Origin of the sequence: Paraburkholderia sp. RL17-380-BIE-A (assembly GCF_046028085.1) — a bacterium.
In the GTDB taxonomy this organism is placed as follows: domain Bacteria; phylum Pseudomonadota; class Gammaproteobacteria; order Burkholderiales; family Burkholderiaceae; genus Paraburkholderia.
Map to the genome: position 1 here is coordinate 72,066 of NZ_JARESQ010000015.1, position 18,296 is coordinate 90,361.

11 protein-coding genes are annotated in these 18,296 nt (G+C 66.0%); 9 read left to right on the forward strand and 2 right to left on the reverse strand.

The genetic code is table 11. The features are described 5' to 3' along the window. The first annotated feature begins 25 nt into the window (after positions 1 to 25). A complete protein-coding gene (gene hpaI, locus P0D68_RS24495) occupies positions 26 to 829 on the forward strand; it encodes a 4-hydroxy-2-oxoheptanedioate aldolase (protein WP_408181984.1) in 804 nt (267 codons plus the stop codon). 49 nt (positions 830 to 878) lie between these two features. Here hpaI and P0D68_RS24500 read toward each other — a convergent pair whose 3' ends face one another. After that, the gene (locus P0D68_RS24500) at positions 879 to 3,224 is read right to left on the reverse strand and encodes an EAL domain-containing protein (RefSeq protein ID WP_408300790.1); all 2,346 of its coding nucleotides are present in this window, start codon (positions 3,222 to 3,224) and stop codon (positions 879 to 881) included. A gap of 120 nt (positions 3,225 to 3,344) precedes the next feature. Further along, positions 3,345 to 4,496, reverse strand: a complete 1,152-nt coding sequence (locus P0D68_RS24505; RefSeq protein WP_408300792.1) for a GGDEF domain-containing protein — start codon at positions 4,494 to 4,496, stop codon at positions 3,345 to 3,347. 120 nt (positions 4,497 to 4,616) lie between these two features. Between P0D68_RS24505 and P0D68_RS24510 the strand changes: the two genes are divergently transcribed. The 8 genes from P0D68_RS24510 (at position 4,617) to P0D68_RS24545 (ending at position 18,270) form a co-directional block, all read left to right on the forward strand. After that, on the forward strand, positions 4,617 to 4,883 hold the full coding sequence (locus P0D68_RS24510) for a hypothetical protein (protein WP_408468759.1): 267 nt from the start codon (positions 4,617 to 4,619) through the stop codon (positions 4,881 to 4,883). A gap of 173 nt (positions 4,884 to 5,056) precedes the next feature. Further along, positions 5,057 to 5,512, forward strand: a complete 456-nt coding sequence (bcsD, locus tag P0D68_RS24515) for a cellulose biosynthesis protein BcsD (RefSeq protein ID WP_408181990.1) — start codon at positions 5,057 to 5,059, stop codon at positions 5,510 to 5,512. A gap of 238 nt (positions 5,513 to 5,750) precedes the next feature. Beyond that, entirely contained in the window at positions 5,751 to 6,755 is a 1,005-nt protein-coding gene (gene bcsP, locus P0D68_RS24520) for a cellulose biosynthesis protein BcsP (RefSeq protein ID WP_408300794.1), read from the forward strand. Further along, entirely contained in the window at positions 6,752 to 7,540 is a 789-nt protein-coding gene (gene bcsQ / locus P0D68_RS24525; RefSeq protein ID WP_091802461.1) for a cellulose biosynthesis protein BcsQ, read from the forward strand. The genes bcsP and bcsQ overlap by 4 nt, the downstream gene beginning before the upstream one ends. After that, positions 7,537 to 9,741 carry a UDP-forming cellulose synthase catalytic subunit gene (gene bcsA / locus P0D68_RS24530; protein WP_091802463.1) on the forward strand — a complete coding sequence of 735 codons (2,205 nt, stop codon included), beginning with the start codon at positions 7,537 to 7,539 and terminating at the stop codon, positions 9,739 to 9,741. Before bcsQ ends, bcsA begins: the two co-directional genes overlap by 4 nt. 3 nt (positions 9,742 to 9,744) lie before the next feature. Continuing rightward, complete coding sequence (gene bcsB, locus P0D68_RS24535; RefSeq protein ID WP_408300796.1) at positions 9,745 to 12,315, forward strand: cellulose biosynthesis cyclic di-GMP-binding regulatory protein BcsB; 2,571 nt, start codon at positions 9,745 to 9,747, stop codon at positions 12,313 to 12,315. A gap of 10 nt (positions 12,316 to 12,325) precedes the next feature. Further along, on the forward strand, positions 12,326 to 13,507 hold the full coding sequence (bcsZ, locus tag P0D68_RS24540; RefSeq protein WP_091802470.1) for a cellulose synthase complex periplasmic endoglucanase BcsZ: 1,182 nt from the start codon (positions 12,326 to 12,328) through the stop codon (positions 13,505 to 13,507). Continuing rightward, positions 13,498 to 18,270, forward strand: coding sequence for a cellulose synthase subunit BcsC-related outer membrane protein (locus tag P0D68_RS24545; RefSeq protein WP_408300799.1), 4,773 nt, complete (start codon positions 13,498 to 13,500; stop codon positions 18,268 to 18,270). Before bcsZ ends, P0D68_RS24545 begins: the two co-directional genes overlap by 10 nt. The last annotated feature ends 26 nt before the right edge of the window (positions 18,271 to 18,296 follow it).

Consider the following 18,296-nt stretch of genomic DNA (forward strand, 5'->3'; position numbering starts at 1 on the left):
GAGTTTCGTTTGAGTTGGTAACGACATGCCCACACCGCAAAACCCTTTCAAGCGCGCCCTCGCCGAAGGCAAACCGCAATTCGGCCTGTGGGCCGCGCTCGCCGACGCCTACGTCACCGAGCTGCTGGCCACCGCCGGTTTCGACTGGCTGCTGATCGACAACGAGCATGCGCCGAACGACGTGCGCAGCACGCTGGCCCAGTTGCAGGCGGTGGCCGCGTATGCCTCCCATCCGGTGGTGCGTCCGGTGCGCAGCGACACGGCGTTGATCAAGCAGTTGCTCGACATCGGCGCCCAAACGCTCCTGCTGCCGATGATCGACACGGCCGAGCAGGCCACCGAAGCAGTCGCGGCCACCCGCTATCCACCGCAAGGCATTCGCGGCGTGGGCAGTGCGTTGGCGCGCGCATCGCGCTGGAACCGGATACCGGATTACCTGAACACTGCGGCAGACGAATTGTGCGTGCTGGTGCAGGTGGAAACCGTGCGGGGCATGGAGAATTTGCCGGCGATTGCGGCCGTGGATGGCATCGACGGCGTGTTCTTTGGTCCGGCGGACCTGAGCGCGTCGATGGGGCTGCTGGGCCAGCCCGGCGATGCCAGCGTGCGCGAAGCGATTCGCCACGGCATCCATATCGCGCGAAACGCGGGCAAGGCGGCAGGCGTGCTCGCCCCCGATCCGGCGATTGCCGCCGATTATCTCGCCGCGGGCGCCACCTTCGTCGCCGTTGGCACCGATACGGGTTTGCTGAGCCGCGCCGCGGCGGATCTGGCGGCGTCGTATAAAAAGACGACGGCGACGCCGGCATCGCCAAAGGGCGGGTATTGAGCGAGTCCGCGGGTCGCAAACGCGCTGGCCCGCGGCGGGAGAATACGCGCTACTCCCTCGCAGGCCACGGCAACCCCAGCGCCGACCAATCCAGCTCCACGCCGATCACGGAGCGCCCAGCAGCGAACTGCAACGCCAGCGTCACCGCGATACACGGCCTGCCGCTCGCGAGCGAAAGATAAGGATTACTGGCAACCGCGACGCCCGGCAACAGCACCGCATTGCGGAAATACGGACGATGGTCCCAGCGTGCATCGCGCGGATTCGCCACGGGGTGCAGCGAGGCGCCGTCACTGCGCGAGGCTGGCCCCGGCACTTCCAGACCGACCTGCCTGCCCGAGTCGTCGAGAATGAAACAGCTGATGCACCGGTCGAACCTGGCCAGCGAGGCGAACGCTTCTTCCATGGCCACGCCGGCCAGCAACGCGTCGGCGGCGACGCGCAAGGCGGCCCGGTAAGGCTCCACTTCGGATTCGAACAACGCATGCTGATGCGCGCGGCCATGCGCGATGACATCGAAAGCCTCGTCGATGCGCCGATGCACCGACTCCGGCCGCGCGATCTCCGCAGCCGGCCGGCCCAGCAGATAACCCTGTGCGAAATCCACATTCGATTCCACGGCGAGAATCAGTTCCTCGGTGGTCTCCACGCCTTCGACAACCACCAGCATGCCCGCCTGGTGCAGCAGCGACACCAGCTTCGGCAGAATCGGCTGCTCGGTGCCGTGGCTGGTCGCGCGAATCAGTTCGCCGTCGAGCTTGACCAGGTCCGGGCGGATTCTGAACAGCCGGTCGAGATTCGACTGACCCGCGCCGAAATCGTCGACGGCGATCAGAAAGCCGTATTCGCGGTACAACGCCGCCGCCCGCGACATGTCGTCGACGCTGCCGCCGTGCGATTCGAGAATCTCCAGAATCACCCGTTCAGGTTCGAGCCCCACGCCCCGCACGATCTTCGCCAGTTGATCCGCATAACCTTCGGCAATGAACGTGGCCGGCAGAATGTTGAGGAAGAGCCACGCGTCGTCCGGCAGCGATCCGCGCGCGTTGGCCAGATGCACGGTGTGACTCGCGCGGTCGAGCGCGCCTTCGTCGCTGGAAGGCCTCGGCGCGAACAGCACCGCGGGCGACACCAGCGTGCCGTCGCCCTGCTCGCCGCGCAGCAAGGCCTCGAAGCCCACCTGCTTCTGATGCGACAGGCTGTAGAGCGGCTGGAAATGCGAGGTGAGGTAGTAATCCTCCCAGCGATGCCGCCGCAGCGCCGCGCCACCCTCGCCCACTGCGTCCTCGCCAAGCCGGTGCAGCGCGTCGCGCGGCAGCGCGCGCTCGGCGCACACGCGGTTTCTGCCGGAGTGCTTGGCGCGCAGCAGGGCTTCGTCGGCGCGATCGAGCAGCATCATGATGGTTTCGCCGCCGCGATGCTCGGCTACGCCAAAGCTCGCGGTCAGACGGCCGTCCGGCCGCTCGATCGCGGCAATCGCGAGACGCAGCCGTTCGGCCAGATGCAGCGCGCCGGTCAGCCCGTCGCGCAGCAGCAGCGCGAATTCCTCGCCGCCGATCCGGCTCACGCTGTCGTCCGCGGAGGCCTCTTCCATGAGCGCCTGGGCAACCTGATAAAGCGCGTGGTCGCCGACCGCATGGCCGAAGCGGTCGTTCAGGGACTTGAAGTTGTCGATGTCGAGAAAGATCGCGCTGATCCGCGTGCCCGGCGCGAGGGTGTCGAGACGGCGCTCAGCCTGCGTGACGAAGGCACGGCGGTTTTGCAGGCCGGTCAGCGGGTCGGTCGCCGCGAGTTGGGCGAGCTGGCTTTCGAGCAGAAAGTGGTGGCGGCGAAACCGGTAGAAGCCGAAGTGAAACACAGCGGAAGCCGGCGCGGCGAGCGCCGCCATCCACATCCACACCACGACGCCGACATCATGCGCAAGCGGCTCGCCGAACAATAGCGTGACCGCCGTCGCATAGAAAAGCGCGGTGCCGGCGATGTAATGCGTGGGCGTGAGCCACAGCGGCGCGGCGCAGACCGGTATCACGATCATCGCCGGCAGCGCCCACAACAGCGGTTGCGCGACACCGGCGATGTTCATGGCGAGGCCCGCCACCAATACCTGCGAGTAAGCGACGCCGATCAGGCCAAATACCCAGGTTGAGTTCGCGCGCGGAATCGCCAGCACCAGCAACGCGAGCGGCAGCGCGCACGCGAGCCGGTACGCGAGCGGCGCAGCCGGGCCATCGACCAGATTGCGCGCTCCGATGAAGCACAGGAACGCAACCACCGTGAACGCCATGATCACGGTGGAAAGCGGACGCTGGTGCTCGAGCGAGCGCCGGTGGAAGCGATCGCGTAGACCGGCATCGGACGAGTGGTGCGTCGACGTGGAAAGCGTATTGATGGGCATCAGCCTGGTTCCGATCACTCTGCCATTGGTTATCGGCTTACATCTGACAAATATTTATGCCTTGCGCACAAATAGCGCCGCAAATTCTTCATCCCGGCCCCGGCCCCGGCCCGTTACGCCCTACGCGGTCATCACCCGATCGCGGCCCGACGCCTTGGCGGCGTACAGCGCGCCATCGGCCCGCGCCATCAACTGGGCCAGCGACTCGTCACCCCGAAGCCTGTCCACGCCGACACTGAACGTGTAGCGCAGCCCGCGCGGCCGCTCGTGCGGCGCGATGGCGGCAAGGCGGGTCCGCAGCCGGTCCAGCAGGCTCACCGCCTCGGCGGCGGTGGTGGCCGGGCACAGCACGCCGAATTCCTCGCCGCCCAGCCGGCCGAACACGTCGCCCGCCCGCAGGTTGCGCGCGACGAACGTCGCGAAGTGGCTCAGCACCTGGTCGCCGGCCGCGTGGCCGTGTTGGTCGTTGACGGCCTTGAAGGAGTCGATGTCGATGATCGCCATTGCCAACGGCGAGCGGCTTCGCCGCGACGCGTCCAGCAGCGCGGCGCCGGCCGCCAGAAACGCGCGGCGCGACAGCGCGCCGGTCAGGTCATCGATATTGGCGAGCCGTTCGAGCCGTTCCGCGAGACGGTCGTGCGCGAGCATCACGACGCCGATCGAAAGGCACGGCGACGCCAGAATGCCGAGCGCGAGAAACAGGACGTTGGACGGCGAGACCTGCAGCAGGCTGGTCTGCGTCATCCAGCCGAGGCCGTACATGAACCCGCGCGCAGTATGCGCGGCAAACAGGAGTAGCGCCGCCCCGGCGACAAAGTAATAGCTGTAGCGCGGCCGGTTCGAAGGACGCCCACGCAGCATGAGGACGGCGAGCGTGACGCAAAGGCTCGCGTGATACGCCGACACCACCGCGACACGCGCGTTGAAGTTCGGCGCGGCGAAGGTCCAGTACGAAATGCCGAACAGCACCGCGACGAGGCCGAGGTAGGCCGGCCAGGGGCGCGTGCGCCGCCCCAGAAAGCGCAGGCAACCTTCCACCACCAGCAGCAGCGAAGCCGCCATCAGGACGTTGGACGCCACCAGGGTCAGCCACTGCGACGCATGCGCATGCCCTTGCAAGGCGAAAGCGAGCAGCGCGACGATCGCTGCGGCGTTGGCCGACAGCCAGTAGCCGACGCCGGGAATTGCCGCGCGCCATAACGATCCGAGCACGGCGATTGCCATGACGCCCGACAGAACGGTAACGAGAAGAATGCTAAGTGGATTGAACATTTGCAGCGAATGAATCGAACGGCATCGTGACGACGTGCCACTGAGGTGCCACCCACGAGCTAGGTGCACGCAGCGAGACACAAGTCCGCAAGCTTAACGGGCGCGGGCAAAACCTGGAGTATGAAAGCAAATGGAAAGATTCGGGAAGATTGCCGGCGAGATCGATTCGGCGAAGCTGCACGAGGCGCGAAACGTTGCATTTGCCACGAAACGAAACAGCTCAATCAGGCGACGAATCAAGCCGTTAATGCAGACATCAAGGACGCAATTTTACCGGGCATCCTTGGCCGCGCGGCGAACAGCCAATTCAAGCAGCAAGATTTACCCATTGATCCGCATCCATCGCAAGCGGATCCGCGTATACGCAGACGAATGGAGAGTGGTTAAATCTTAATGTCTTAAGTAGACTGCTTCGGAGTGTGGTGAACGGACTAGACAGCCCGAGGAAAGTAACCTAGGCCGAATGCAATACGCGATTTCCCGATAACACTTTTTCTTTGCGCTCGGCCGTGAGCGGCCGATTTCAAGCGGCTCGAAGCAACGGCCATTTCCCGGAAAACATGGTTCCAATTCTCGATTACCTGCTGGAACGCCAAATCTCGCCGCAGTGGCGCGGCATGCTCACCGCGTTGGCAAGCGAGTTCGAAGCGCAGATCAGTCGCGACGAGCTGCGCCAACTGATGCATCGCGTCGGCACCCGGTTCGCGGCGGCGCATCCGCTGCCCGCCTGCGACTCGACCGCCGAACTCGCGCGCACCTTGAACCTGTACTGGCATGAGATGGACTGGGGCTACGTCGAATTGGCGGACGAACCCGAGTCGCTGCGCATCGTTCACTATTGCGCGCCGTTGCCGGCGTTCGGTGGCAACGCGCTCGCATGGACGCCGGCGTTTCTCGAAGGCGTCTATCAGACCTGGTTGAGTGCGTTGGGCGCGCAAGGTTTGTCGGTGGCGCAAACGAGTGGGTATAGCGAGGACACCGCGATCGAATTTCGTCTTGGCCGTCATCCTGTTTGAACGGGATGGGCGGCGCACCGTGATGTGGTTGCTGCGGGCGCGTAGCGAACAGGCGAAGCAGCACAGGCAAGACCGAGCAACACCAGGCAACAGCAGGCAGTAGCAAGCAACAGCAAGCAGTAGAGAAACGCGCCAGACCGGTGCGCGTGAAGTAGCGGGACAGGCAGTCCCGTGTTATAGCGCCGCGAACACAAGTTGGGATCGGGGCAAGGCTAGTCATGAACAAGACGGCGGCACTATGAGTTCATCGAGCGACATCGAAAAACTTTTCGATCATTTTGGCGGCGACGCCAACGCGTACCAGGAAATCGGCCGCGAAAACGAGGCGCGCTCGGCGCGCACCCGTTGGCCACTATTAGTCACGCTCGATCTGACCCAACCGACAATTCCCGCAATCGGGCAGCGTCGCGAGGTCAAGCCTCAGTCACCGGTGGCCGCGTCACCGGTGGCTGTCGATCGTCAGGACACCACGCCAAAAGATGCAGCGTCCGTGACGCGCGCCAAAGCGCCGTTATTCACGCGATCGCATCGGCGGGATATTCCGCCGGTAGCTGTCGCCGCTCCGGCTAGCACGCAGAGAGGCGCGTCACGCTTTGGCGAACTCGAATCGAAAGATGATGCGGCGCCGCTGGCGGTGGCCGGCGCTGCGCGAGTGGGCACGGTGGCTGCGCAAGCATCGCCGGCCGCGTTCGTGGCTCCGGTTTCTGTGGCTCCGGTTTCTGTGGCTCCGGTTTCTGTGGCTCCGGTTTCTGTAGCTCCGGTTTCCGCGGCTCCGGTTTCTGAAGCTCCGGTTTCTGTAGCTCCGATTTCTGCGGCTCCGGTTTCTGCTGCACCTGCTTCCGCATTCCCCGCTTCCGTGCCTCCCGTCATCGCCTTGCGCACACCGATCGCGCAAACGATTCCGTCCGTCGCCCCCAGTTGGGCACACGCGCCGGCACCGGTGCGCGCTTACACGAGCGCACCGTTAGCACCATCAGCACCATCGACGCTGCCGGCAGCAACCGCACCCGCCGCGCCGACGCAACAAGCTGCGTCGATCCTCGGCAAGCTTTTCGCGCCGGAACCCGAACCCACGCCGCCGCAACCCGACGCGGCCAGCGGCGAGTCCGCGCCCCTGCAAGGCATCTTCGACCGTCTGCGCGGGGCCCCCGCTCAAACGGCCGCCGCTCCCGCCAGCGCTACGTCTGCCGCTGCGCCCCGCACCTCCAACTCGTGGCTGGTCAACGGCCCTCGTCGCTCATGAAAGTCATCGCGGTGGTGTCCGCCAAAGGCGGGGTCGGCAAGACCACCCTCGCCGCCAATCTCGCTTCCGTGCTGGCCGCGAGCGGCCGGCGTGTGATCGCGCTCGACCTCGACCCGCAGAACGCGCTGCGCCTGCACTTCGGCGTGCCGCTCGACAGCATCGACGGTTTGTCGCGCGCCACGCTGACGGGCGACCCGTGGCAGAGCGTGATGTTCGACGGCGTGGACGGCGTGACCGTGCTGCCTTACGGCGCGGTGCTCGAAGACGACCGCCGCCGCTTCGAAGCGTATATCGACCAGGAGCCGCGCTGGCTCGCGCAGTCACTGCAGAACCTGCACCTCGAAGCGTCCGACATCGTGATCATCGACACGCCGCCGGGTTCGTCGGCGTATGTGCGCACGGCCTTGTGCGCGGCCACCTTCGCGCTGAACGTGGTGCTCGCCGACGCCGCCTCGTACGCCGCGATTCCGCAGATGGAGCGGCTGATCGCAACCTACGCGGCGCCGCGCGCCGAGTTCGGCGGCGACGGCTACGTGATCAACCAGATCGACCAGTCGCGCCAGCTGACCAAAGACGTCCTCAAGGTGCTGCGCCAGATGCTCGGCGCCAAGCTGTTCCCGGGCGTGATCCATCTGGACGAAGGCGTGAGCGAAGCGCTCGCGTGCGACACCACGTTGATTCACTACGATCCGCTCAGCCAGGCAGCCGCCGATTTCCGCGCGTGCGGCACGTGGCTGATGGCGGCCATCGATGCGATCGCCGTCTCGCCGAGGAACGTCGCATGAGCACTACACCATCGCAGGGTCTCGAGCCGGCGGAACCGTCGCGGCTCGAACGTTTCGTCGACGCGCGCTTCTGGAACAGCCGCATCGTCACGGGACTCGTCACGCTGTTCGCGCTGGTCATGCTTTACTTCGTGTTCACCGTGCCGCTCGCGTTCTACGAACAGTTGACGTTCGCGACCTGCTGCTTCGTCACCGCCCTCATGTTCCGCCGTCTGCAAGGCCGCTACGCGACGATGGTGATGATCATGCTGTCGGTGGTGACTTCAGGCCGCTATATGTACTGGCGGCTGACCGCGACGACCTACTGGGAACATCCGCTCGACGCCGCCTGGGGTCTGCTGCTGGTGTCGGCCGAAGTCTATTCGACCATCGTGCTGCTGCTCGGCTACTTTCAGACCGCCTGGCCGCTCAAGCGCACGCCGATGCCGCTGCCCGCCTCGCGCGCCGAATGGCCGACCGTCGACGTGTTCATTCCGACCTATAACGAGCCGCTCTCGGTGGTGAAGCCGACCATCTACGCCGCGCTCGCACTCGACTATCCGGCCGAGAAGATCTCGATCCACGTGCTCGACGACGGCCGCCGCCCCGAGTTCAAGGCGTTCTGCGAAGAGGTCGGCGTCAACTGGACCATTCGCACGCACAATCGCCACGCCAAGGCCGGCAACATTAACGAAGCATTGAAGATCACCAGCGGCGAATACCTCGCGATCTTCGACTGCGATCACATTCCGACCCGCTCGTTCCTGCAGATCGGCCTCGGCTGGTTCCTGCGCGACAAGCTGCTGTCAATGCTGCAAACGCCGCACCATTTCTTCTCAGCCGACCCATTCGAGCGCAATCTCGGCACCTTCCGCAAGGTGCCGAACGAAGGCGAGCTGTTCTATGGCCTCGTGCAGGACGGTAACGATCTGTGGAACGCCACGTTCTTCTGCGGCTCGTGCGCGCTGCTGCGTCGGACCATGGTCGAGGAGATCGGCGGCATCGCGGTCGAAACCGTGACCGAAGACGCGCACACCGCCCTCAAGCTGCACCGCCTCGGCTACACCACCGCGTATCTGGCGATTCCGCAAGCCGCGGGGCTCGCCACGGAAAGTCTTTCCGGCCACATCGGCCAGCGGATTCGCTGGGCGCGCGGCATGACGCAGATTTTCCGGATCGACAATCCGCTCACCGGCAAGGGCCTCAAGTTCGGCCAGCGTCTGTGCTATCTGAACGCGATGATGCACTTCTTCTACGGCATCCCGCGTCTGGTGTTCCTGACCGCTCCGCTGTCGTATCTGTTCTTCAACGCGCACGTGATCGAAGCCGCGGCCGGCACGATCGCGATCTACGCGCTGCCGCACATGATGCACGCGAGCATCACCAACTCGCGCATGCAGCGCTCGTTTCGCCATTCGTTCTGGGCCGAAGTGTACGAATCGGTGCTGGCCTCCTACATCACCGCGCCGACCCTGCTTGCGCTGATCAACCCGAAGCTCGGCAAGTTCAACGTGACGGCCAAGGGCGGCCAGATCGAGAAGAACTACTTCGACTGGGCCATCTCGCGCCCGTATCTGTTCCTGCTGTTGCTGAACCTGATCGGCTTCTGCGTGGGCATCGTGCATATCTATTACAACTGGCACATTCGCAGCGTGGTGCAGACCACGATCCTCAATCTCGGCTGGACCACCTACAACATGCTGATTCTCGGCGCGAGCGTGGCCGCCGCGAGCGAGCGCAAGCAGATTCGCGCGGTGCACCGGGTGGCGATGCAGATGCCCGTGATGCTCAAATTCTCGACCGGCCGCACGCTTGCCTGCGAAACCATCGACTACTCGGAAGGCGGCGTCGGCGTGGCGCTGCCCGCCGCGATCCAGGTGCCGATGCACGAGCGCGTGACCGTGTCGCTGTTTCGCGGCGACGAGGAATATGCATTCCCCGCCACGGTCGGCTTCACCGCACCAGGCCGCGTGGGTCTGCGCTTCTCGGCGATGACGCGCGAGCAGGAATACGAGTTCGTCAAGACCACCTTTGCACGCGCCGACGCCTGGACCGGCTGGGCGGAAGGACGGCAGCAGGACACGCCCCTGCGCGGCCTGTCGCATGTGCTGACGGTCGGCGCCCGCGGCATCGCGGGTCTGTTCGAGCATCTCTATGCCGACCTCCGCAGTTCGATGAAAAGCCGTCCAGTGGACGTCAAGAAGCTAAAAACGAAAGACTGATCTATGCGCAACAGGATGGCGAAGGGCAACATCGAACGCTCGATTCACGAGCGCAGTGGGACTGGATTGCAGACGCGCCGCATCGGACGCCCCGGCTCGCATCGGCTGATGCGCGGCCTCGCATGCTGGCTCGCGTTGCAGACGGCATTGGCCGCGCCGCTCGCGTCAGCGGCGGAAATCGTGGCGGCTACGGGCGCCAGTTCGGCCGGCGCGATTCAGAGCGCGGCGGGCACCGTGCATGGCGCGCCGGCCACGTCCGCTGCTGCGGTCGCGACCGGTGTCGGTAGCGTGCCCGCGCCGAGTGCCGCGGTGCCCTACGATCCGAACACGATCGCGCAGGCTCAACTGGCCACGCCGACGCCGGCGCTTGCCGCGTCGTCGGTGAAAGCGTTGGGCATCAAAACGCCGACCACCGCAGAGCCAGGCACGCTGGTGCCGGGCGGCCGCCGTCAAACGCTGACTTTCGCCGACCTCGGCGCGCTCGACCCGCTGCAACTGCGCGGCACCGACGGCCAGAACGGCGTGGCGTTCTCCGTGCGCGGCGACGAAGTGGTGACGGGCGCGGTCCTGCACCTGGTCTACAGCTACTCGCCCGCGCTGCTCGCGAATGTCTCGCAGCTCAAGGTGCTGGTGAACGGCGAAGTCGCCGCCACCCTGCCCGTGCCGCACGAGCAGGCCGGCATGCTGGTGGCGCGCGATGTCTCGATCGATCCGCGCTTCATTACCGAGTTCAACCACCTGAATGTGCAGTTGATCGGCCATTACACGACGAGTTGCGAAGACCCCGCCAACTCCTCGCTGTGGGCGACCGTCAGCAATGCGAGTTCACTCGATCTGACGTATGCGTCGCTCGCCAGTAAGCCGGATCTGGCGGCGTTGCCGCAGCCGTTCTTCGACCGCCGCGACGTGCGCCGTCTCGAGTTACCGTTCGTATTCCCGCAAAAGCCGGGTAACGCCACGCTCGAAGCGGGCGGCATCGTGGCGTCGTGGTTCGGCGCGCTCGCCGGTTATCGCGGCGCGGTGTTTCCGGCGCAACTGGACAACGCGCCGCTGTCGGGCAACGCCGTGGTGTTCGCCACCTCGGATCAACGTCCGGCCGGTATCACGATTCCGGCGATTTCCGGCCCGACCATCGCCGTGGTCGATCGCGAAGCGCCGGCGCGTGGCAAGCTGCTGCTCGTGCTCGGGCGCACCGAGGCCGAACTGAAAACCGCCGCGAAGTCGCTCGGCATCGGCCAGAACACCTTGACCGGCCAGAGCGCGACGATCACGCAGCTAAATGAACTCACGCCACGCGCGCCGTACGACGCGCCGAACTGGCTGCCCACCAACCGTCCGGTGCATTTCGGCGAACTCGCCGATCCGCGCGATCTGACCGTGTCCGGCTACGACGCCGACGCCGTGCACGTGAATCTGCGCGTGCCGCCCGATCTGTTCATGTGGCACACCAAGGGCGCGCCGATCGATCTACGCTACCGCTACACGGTACGTCCGCTGCGCGATCGTTCTTCGCTGAACGTGAGCGTGAACAACGGCTTCGTGCAGGCGCTGCCGATTCCGGCCGAATCCGCCTCGGTGTTCGAGCTGAGCCATTACTTCGGCCGCGTGTTACCGGACAAGACCGCCGAAGCGCGCCGCACCGTGCATATTCCGCCGCTGCTGCTGACGCCGCGCGCGCAGGTGCGCCTGCACTTCTACTACGACATTCCGAATACCGGCGAATGTCACGGGCGTCTGCTCGACAACGTGGTCGGCGCGATCGACCCGAACTCGACGATCGACCTCTCGTCGTTCCCGCACTACATGGCGCTGCCCGATCTGGCCGCGTTCGCCAATAGCGGCTTCCCGTTCACGCGCATGGCGGACCTCTCCGAGACCGCGGTGATCCTGCCGAACGACGCCGATTCGAGCGACTACAGCCTGTACCTGCTGACCATGGGCCGGATGGGCACCTCCACCGGTTATCCGGTCATGGGCGTGACGGTCGGCACCGCCGACGACGCCGACAAGTTCGCCAACAAGGACCTGCTGATTTTCGGCGCGCCGGGCAAGCAACCTCTGCTGCAGCGCTGGGCGAAGTCGATGCCGTTCTCCAGCGACGGCGACTCGCGCACCTTCCAGCTCTCCGACATCGCCTTCAAACTCGAGGACTGGTGGCATGGCGAACGCGGCGTCGAGCGCACACCCGCGCGCGCCGATCTGACGCTGGTGAGTTCGAACGGCGACGCGCTGCTGACCGGTTTCGAATCGCCGCTGCAGAAGAACCGCAGCGCCGTCGCACTGGTGAGCGCGGCCGGGCAGTCGGACGCGGACCTGTCCGCGGCGCTGCTCGACGCCGACGTGCTGCCGCAGATTCAAGGCGCGATGGCCGTGATCCACGGCCGCACCGTCACCATCACCTCGAACGGCGAAGCGTATTACGTCGGCCACCTGTCGCCGCAGGAGTATCTGCGCTGGGCGCTGTCGTCGCATCCGTTGCTGTTGATGCTGGGCGGCGTGCTCGCCGCGCTGATCATCGCGGGCCTGTTCTACCGGACGCTGCGCTCGATCGCCGCGCGCCGCCTGAAGGACTAATAGGATTGATATGCGGGTTCGAATCAACAAGACAATCGGCCTCGCGCTGACGCTCGGGCTGGCGGCGTCGGCGAGTTTCGGCAATATCGTGAAAGTGGCGCAGAGCACCGCCGCACCCGGCGTGTGCGGCGACTGGAGCGGTTATCGCGCGTTCGTCGAACGCTTCGTGCAGGCCGACGGCCGCGTGATCGACTACTCCACGCCGACCCAGCAAACCACCTCCGAAGGCCAGTCGTACGCGCTCTTCTTCGCGCTGGTCGCCAACGACCGCGCCACCTTCGACCGCCTGCTCGGCTGGACCCGCAGCAATCTCGCGGGCAATCAGTTCGACGCGCAAAACATGCGGCTGCCGTCGTGGCTATGGGGCAGAAAAACGGACGGCTCGTACGGCGTGCTCGATCCGAATTCCGCCTCGGACTCCGACTTGTGGATCGCCTACGATCTGCTGCAAGCGGGCCGGCTGTGGCACGAAGCGGGTTATACGCAATTGGGCGAGGCGCTCGCCGCGCAGATCGCGCGTCAGGAAATAACCACGCTGCCGGGCGTCGGGCCAATGCTGCTGCCCGGGCCGCAAGGCTTCAAAAATGGCGGCGTGACGCGCCTGAATCCGAGCTATCTGCCGCTGCCGGTGCTGCGCGCGCTCGCGCACGAGATGCCGAACGGCCCGTGGGGCAAGCTCGCCGAGAGCGCGTACAAGCTCGTCAAGACCACCGCGCCGCAAGGCTTCGCGCCCGATTGGGCGGCCTGGCAGAACGGCCAGTTCGTGGTCGATCCGAAAAACGGCGACACCGGCAGTTACGACGCGATTCGCGTCTATCTGTGGGCCGGTCTCGCCTCGCCGGCCGATCCGCTCGCCAAACCGTGGCTCGCGGCGCTCGGCGGCATGCGCGCGCGCGTCGCGCAAACCGGCATTCCGCCCGAGAAGGTCTCATCGACCACCGGCGCGGCGAGCGGCGAAGGACCGCTCAGCTACTGGGGTGCGCTAGCGCCGTATTTCAAGGCGCTCGGCGACGAGCACGGGCTCGGCCTCGCGCGCACGCATCTCGCCGCGCTCGACGCCGCCGTGCCGGGCCGCGAACCGGTTTACTACGATCGTGTGCTGGGCTTGTTCGGCACGGGTTTCATCGACGGCCGCTATCGTTTCGACGAAGCCGGACGTCTTGTGCCAAGTTGGAGAAACGCATGCGATTGAGCGCCCTCGCGTTGTCATTGCGCTTCGCGCTCAGCCTCACCGCCGTCTGCTGCGTGGCGACGGTTTCGCCCGACGCCCTCGCGCAGGCGTCGAAAGATCCGTTGAACGTGCTGATCGATCAGGGCAAGTACTGGCAATCGCATCAGCGTGGCGACCTCGCCGAGCAGGCATGGCTGAAGGTGCTGCGCATCGACCCCAAGCAGCCCGATGCGCTGTTCGGCATGGGCATGGTGCTCGCCGACCGCAAGGACGGCGCGGGCGCGCAGCAATACCTGGCGCGCCTGAAGGCTGTCGCGCCGAACTATCCGAATCTGGATGAGCTCGGCCGGCGCCTGGGTGAATCGAGCCTGCGCGACCAGACCGTGAACGACGCGCGGCGGCTCGCGCAAAGCGGTCAGAGCGCGAGCGCCGTGCAGGAATATCAGCGCGCGCTGACCGGCAAACCGGCCACGCCCGAATTGCAACTCGAGTATTACCAGGCGCTCTCGGCCACGCCGCAAGGCTGGGATCAGGCGCGCCGCGGTCTCGAACAGCTCGCGCGCGACAACCCCGACGATCCGCGTTACGCCCTCGCCTACGCGCAGCATCTGACCTATCGCGACGTGACGCGCCGCGACGGTATCGCGCGGCTGCAAAAGCTGGCGGGCGACAGCACGGTCGGCGCGTCGGCGAAAAAGAGCTGGCGCCAGGCGCTGTTGTGGCTGGACGCGCGGCCCTCTGACGCCGCCCTCTATCAAGCCTATCTGCAAACCGCGACCGACGACGCCGCCGTCAAGGCGCGCTTCGATTCGATGGTTCAGCAGGACAGCGCGGCCCGTGCGCGCTCGCAGGAAAACGCCGCCGTCGACGCGCGCGGCCGCACGATCGCCGACGGTTTCGCGGCGCTCGATCGCAACGACGTGACCACGGCGCGCACGAAGTTTTCCTCGGTGCTCGCCACGAGTCCGAACGACACCGACGCGCTCGGCGGCATGGGCATCGCCGCGTTGAAGCAGGAGCGTTTCGCCGAAGCCCGCAATTACCTGGAGCGCGCGTCGCGCAACGGCAATCCGGCGCGCTGGAAAACCGCGCTCGACAGCGCGAGCTACTGGACCTATACGAGCGACGCGATCGGCGCGCGCAGCAACGGCGAGTTCGCGAAGGCGAAGTCGCTGTTCGAGCGCGCAATCGCGCTGAATCCGTCGGATGTCACCGCACAGGTCCTGCTCGGCGAAATGCTGCTCGCCAACGGCGACCCGGTTGGCGCGGAGCAGGCCTACCGGATGGCGCTGCGCCGTCAGGCCGACAACCCGGACGCGGTGCGCGGCCTCGTCGGCGCGCTCGCCGCGCAAGGCCGCGGCGACGAGGCGCTGCAATTCGCCAATCAGCTGAACGCCGAACAGCAATCGAAGGCCGGCGGCATCAACCGTCTACGTGGCGAAGCGCAGGCTGCGCAAGCGCGTGCCGCCGAAGCGCGCGGCGATCTCGGCAACGCGCGCAGCCTCTTCGAAGACGCGCTGCTGAATACGCCCGACGACCCGTGGCTGCGGCTCGACCTCGCGCGCATCTACGTGCGCCAGGGCGCGGTCGCCAACGCGCGCAGCATGATGGACGGCCTGCTCGCCGCGCATCCCGACATGACCGACGCGCTGTACGCGAGCGCGTTGCTGTCAGCGGAAACGCAGGACTGGTCGGCGGGTCTCGCGCAACTCGAGCGCATTCCGGTCGCACAGCGCACCGACGCGATGACGACCTTGCAGCACCGCTTGTGGGTGCATCAACAGGCCGATCTCGCCACGCGCATGGCGCGCAGCGGCCAGACGCAACAGGCGCTCGCCACGTTGCGGGCCGCGGAGCCGGTCGCGGGCAACAGTGCCGAACTGATCGGCGTGATCGCCGCCGCCTACAGCCAGGCCGGCGACCCGAACCGCGCGCTCGGACTCGTGCGCGCCGCCATGAACGCGGCGCCCGGCAACACCGATTTGCTGCTGCAATACGCGGGTATTCTGTCGGCCACGCAGCAGGAAGCCGAACTCGGCATGGTGATGCGCCGGCTCGCAGCGATGCAGTTGACGCCGCAGCAACGCACCGACTTCGGCAATCTGAATCTCGGCATTGTCATCAAGCAGTGCGACGCGGTGCGTCAGCGTGGCGACCTGGCCAGCGCCTACGACGTGATCGCGCCGTGGCTCGCGGCCATGCCCGACAATCCCGATCTGCAAGCCGCGCTCGGCCGCCTTTATTCGAGTGCCGGCGACGACCGCAACGCGGTCGCGAGCTATCGCGTCGCGCTGCAACGCAAGCCCGACGATCTGAATCTGCTGCAAGCGACTATTTCCGCCGCGGCCGGCGCAAAGCAGTTCAGCTACGCCGAGTCGCTCGCGAAGCAGGCCCTGAACGCGGCACCAGGCGATCCTGCCGTGCTGGCCACCGTCGGCCGCATGTATCGCGCGCAAGGCAAGCTGTCGCTCGCGTCGACTTATCTGCAACGTTCGCTCGTGGCCGCCAACACGCCGCTGATGGCGAACGCCCCGCGCAACCCGGCGAGCAACGTGCCGCGCGGCTGGGAAGTGGCAATGCGGCGGATCGGCGCGACGCCGCTGCCGGGCACCAATCCCTTCGAGGGCAAGACCGCCACCGTCACGCCGACCGACGCCGACAACGCCGCGCTTGCCGGCGGCAGCTACAACGCCGCGCGCGCAGCGCTCCCGTATTCGCAGTCTTCCTTGCCGACACAGACCGTGCCGAACTATCCGCCGCCTACGCAACCCGCGCCTTACGTCGCGCCTTATACTTCGCCCGCGCAGCCTTATGCGCCTGGCTCGGCGCCCGCTACCCTTCCGTATAACGCGCCGCGTCCGGCCGGCGGGTCGGGTGGCAACTCGGGCGGCTATGGTCAGGAAGCCTACGGGTCCAGCCAGTCGGGCGCGCCGTTGCAGCCTTATCCCGGTCAAGGCCAGCAGCCGATGCAGGCGCAAGCGCCGCAGATGCAGCAGACACCGCAGCAGTACAACCCGGGTTATCCGCAGCAGGCGCCTTATGCGCAGCAGGGCCCTTACGCGCAGCAGCCGCAATACGGCGCGCCGGATGGTTATGCAGCCACGCCGTGGCCGATGTCGCCGGCCGCGCGCGAAGCGCAGGCCAACGCCGGTTCAATGCAGGCGCAACCTTATGGCGCGCCGGGCACGGGTACAAGCACGAAACGCGCGGCCAGCAAGAAGCAAAGCGCGTCGAAAAATACCCGCAACGCGCCCGCCTACGCGCAGGCGCCGTATGGACAACAGCAAGGCTATCCGCAGCCACAGCAGCCCTACTACGGCCAGCCGGCCTATCCCCAGCAGCAGCAACAGCAGGGCTACGCGCAGCAACCTTATCAACCGTATCCGCCGCAGCAGCAGGCCTACGCGAATCAGGGCTATTACGCGCAGCAGCAACAGCAGCCATACATTCCGCAGCCGCCCACCGGTTATGCGCAGCCGTACTACCCAGCGCAACCCGGCGCGAACGGCGCGGGCAATGGCAACGCTTATGCGCCGTCGAACGTGGCGAACGCGCAAACGCTCAGCGTCGCGGAAGAGCTCGCGCAGATCAACCGCGAGCAGTCGAGCACGATATCGGGCGGCATCGTGTTCCGTAACCGCACCGGCGAGGACGGCCTGTCCAACCTCACCGACATCGAAGCGCCCGTTCAGGGGCGCATCAAGGCGGGCAACGGCCATATCGTCGTCACGGCAACGCCTGTCACGCTCGACGCTGGCAGCGCAGCCGCCAATGTGTCGACGCTCGCGCGCTTCGGCTCGGGGCTATCCAGCGATGCATCCAAAGCAGCCGCCCAGGCGGGCAACAACACGTACGGCAGCCAGACGGCGAATGGCGTGGGCCTGTCGGTCGGCTACGAAGGCCGCAGCCTCAGCGGCGATATCGGCGTGACGCCGATCGGTTTCCGCGAGACGAACATCGTGGGCGGCGCCCAATACAACGGCGGCATCACCGACAAGGTGTCGTATTCGCTCGCCGTCGCGCGCCGCGCGGTGACCGACAGCCTCTTGTCCTACGCCGGCGCGCGCGACTCCGGCTCAGGCCTCGAATGGGGCGGCGTCACCTCGAATGGCGGGCTCGCCAGCCTCGCCTGGGACGACGGCACGAACGGCCTGTACGTAAACGGTTCCTTTCAGTACTACGATGGCAACCACGTGCCGAGCAATACCGCCATCAAAGGCGGCGGCGGCGTCTACACGCGTCTGCTGAAAGACGCCGATCAGACGCTCACGATCGGCGTGAATACGACGCTGATGGGCTACAACAAGAATCTGTCGTACTTCACGTACGGCCAGGGCGGCTACTTCAGCCCGCAACAATACGTGATCCTGAACTTGCCGATCGAATGGACCGGGCGTAACGGCGCGTTCACCTACGACGTGAAGGGTTCGATCGGCGTACAGCATTACCGTGAGGACGCGTCGAATTACTTCCCGCTCAACGACGGCTCCAACCGCCAGAGCACGGCGGCGAACAGCGCGGATTCCATCGGCACCAGTGTGCAGAGCGGCGCGCAGTACCCGGGCCAAAGCAAGACCGGCGTGTCGTATTCGCTCAGCGCCGTGGGCGAATATCAACTGGCTCCGCAACTGGCGTTCGGAGCGACTGCTTCGCTCGGCAATGCTTATGAATATCGCGAGTGGCTCGCGGCGGTTTATGTGAGGTACAGCTTCAGCAAGCAGACGGGCTTGCAGCCGTTCCCGCCCACGCCGCTCGTCTCGCCGTATGTGTCGTTGTCGAACTGAGGTTGGCTTGACCTCGTTAGCGGTCT

What these genes read in the sequence shown, in the direction of transcription:
- hpaI (WP_408181984.1), top strand. Translation starts at nt 26, where the DNA reads ATGCCCACACCGCAAAACCCTTTCAAGCGCGCCCTCGCCGAAGGCAAA.
- bcsQ (WP_091802461.1), top strand. Translation starts at nt 6,752, where the DNA reads ATGAAAGTCATCGCGGTGGTGTCCGCCAAAGGCGGGGTCGGCAAGACC.
- bcsD (WP_408181990.1), top strand. Translation starts at nt 5,057, where the DNA reads ATGGTTCCAATTCTCGATTACCTGCTGGAACGCCAAATCTCGCCGCAG.
- P0D68_RS24500 (WP_408300790.1), bottom strand. Translation starts at nt 3,224, where the DNA reads ATGCCCATCAATACGCTTTCCACGTCGACGCACCACTCGTCCGATGCC.
- P0D68_RS24510 (WP_408468759.1), top strand. Translation starts at nt 4,617, where the DNA reads ATGAAAGCAAATGGAAAGATTCGGGAAGATTGCCGGCGAGATCGATTC.
- P0D68_RS24545 (WP_408300799.1), top strand. Translation starts at nt 13,498, where the DNA reads ATGCGATTGAGCGCCCTCGCGTTGTCATTGCGCTTCGCGCTCAGCCTC.
- bcsA (WP_091802463.1), top strand. Translation starts at nt 7,537, where the DNA reads ATGAGCACTACACCATCGCAGGGTCTCGAGCCGGCGGAACCGTCGCGG.
- bcsP (WP_408300794.1), top strand. Translation starts at nt 5,751, where the DNA reads ATGAGTTCATCGAGCGACATCGAAAAACTTTTCGATCATTTTGGCGGC.
- bcsZ (WP_091802470.1), top strand. Translation starts at nt 12,326, where the DNA reads ATGCGGGTTCGAATCAACAAGACAATCGGCCTCGCGCTGACGCTCGGG.
- P0D68_RS24505 (WP_408300792.1), bottom strand. Translation starts at nt 4,496, where the DNA reads ATGTTCAATCCACTTAGCATTCTTCTCGTTACCGTTCTGTCGGGCGTC.
- bcsB (WP_408300796.1), top strand. Translation starts at nt 9,745, where the DNA reads ATGCGCAACAGGATGGCGAAGGGCAACATCGAACGCTCGATTCACGAG.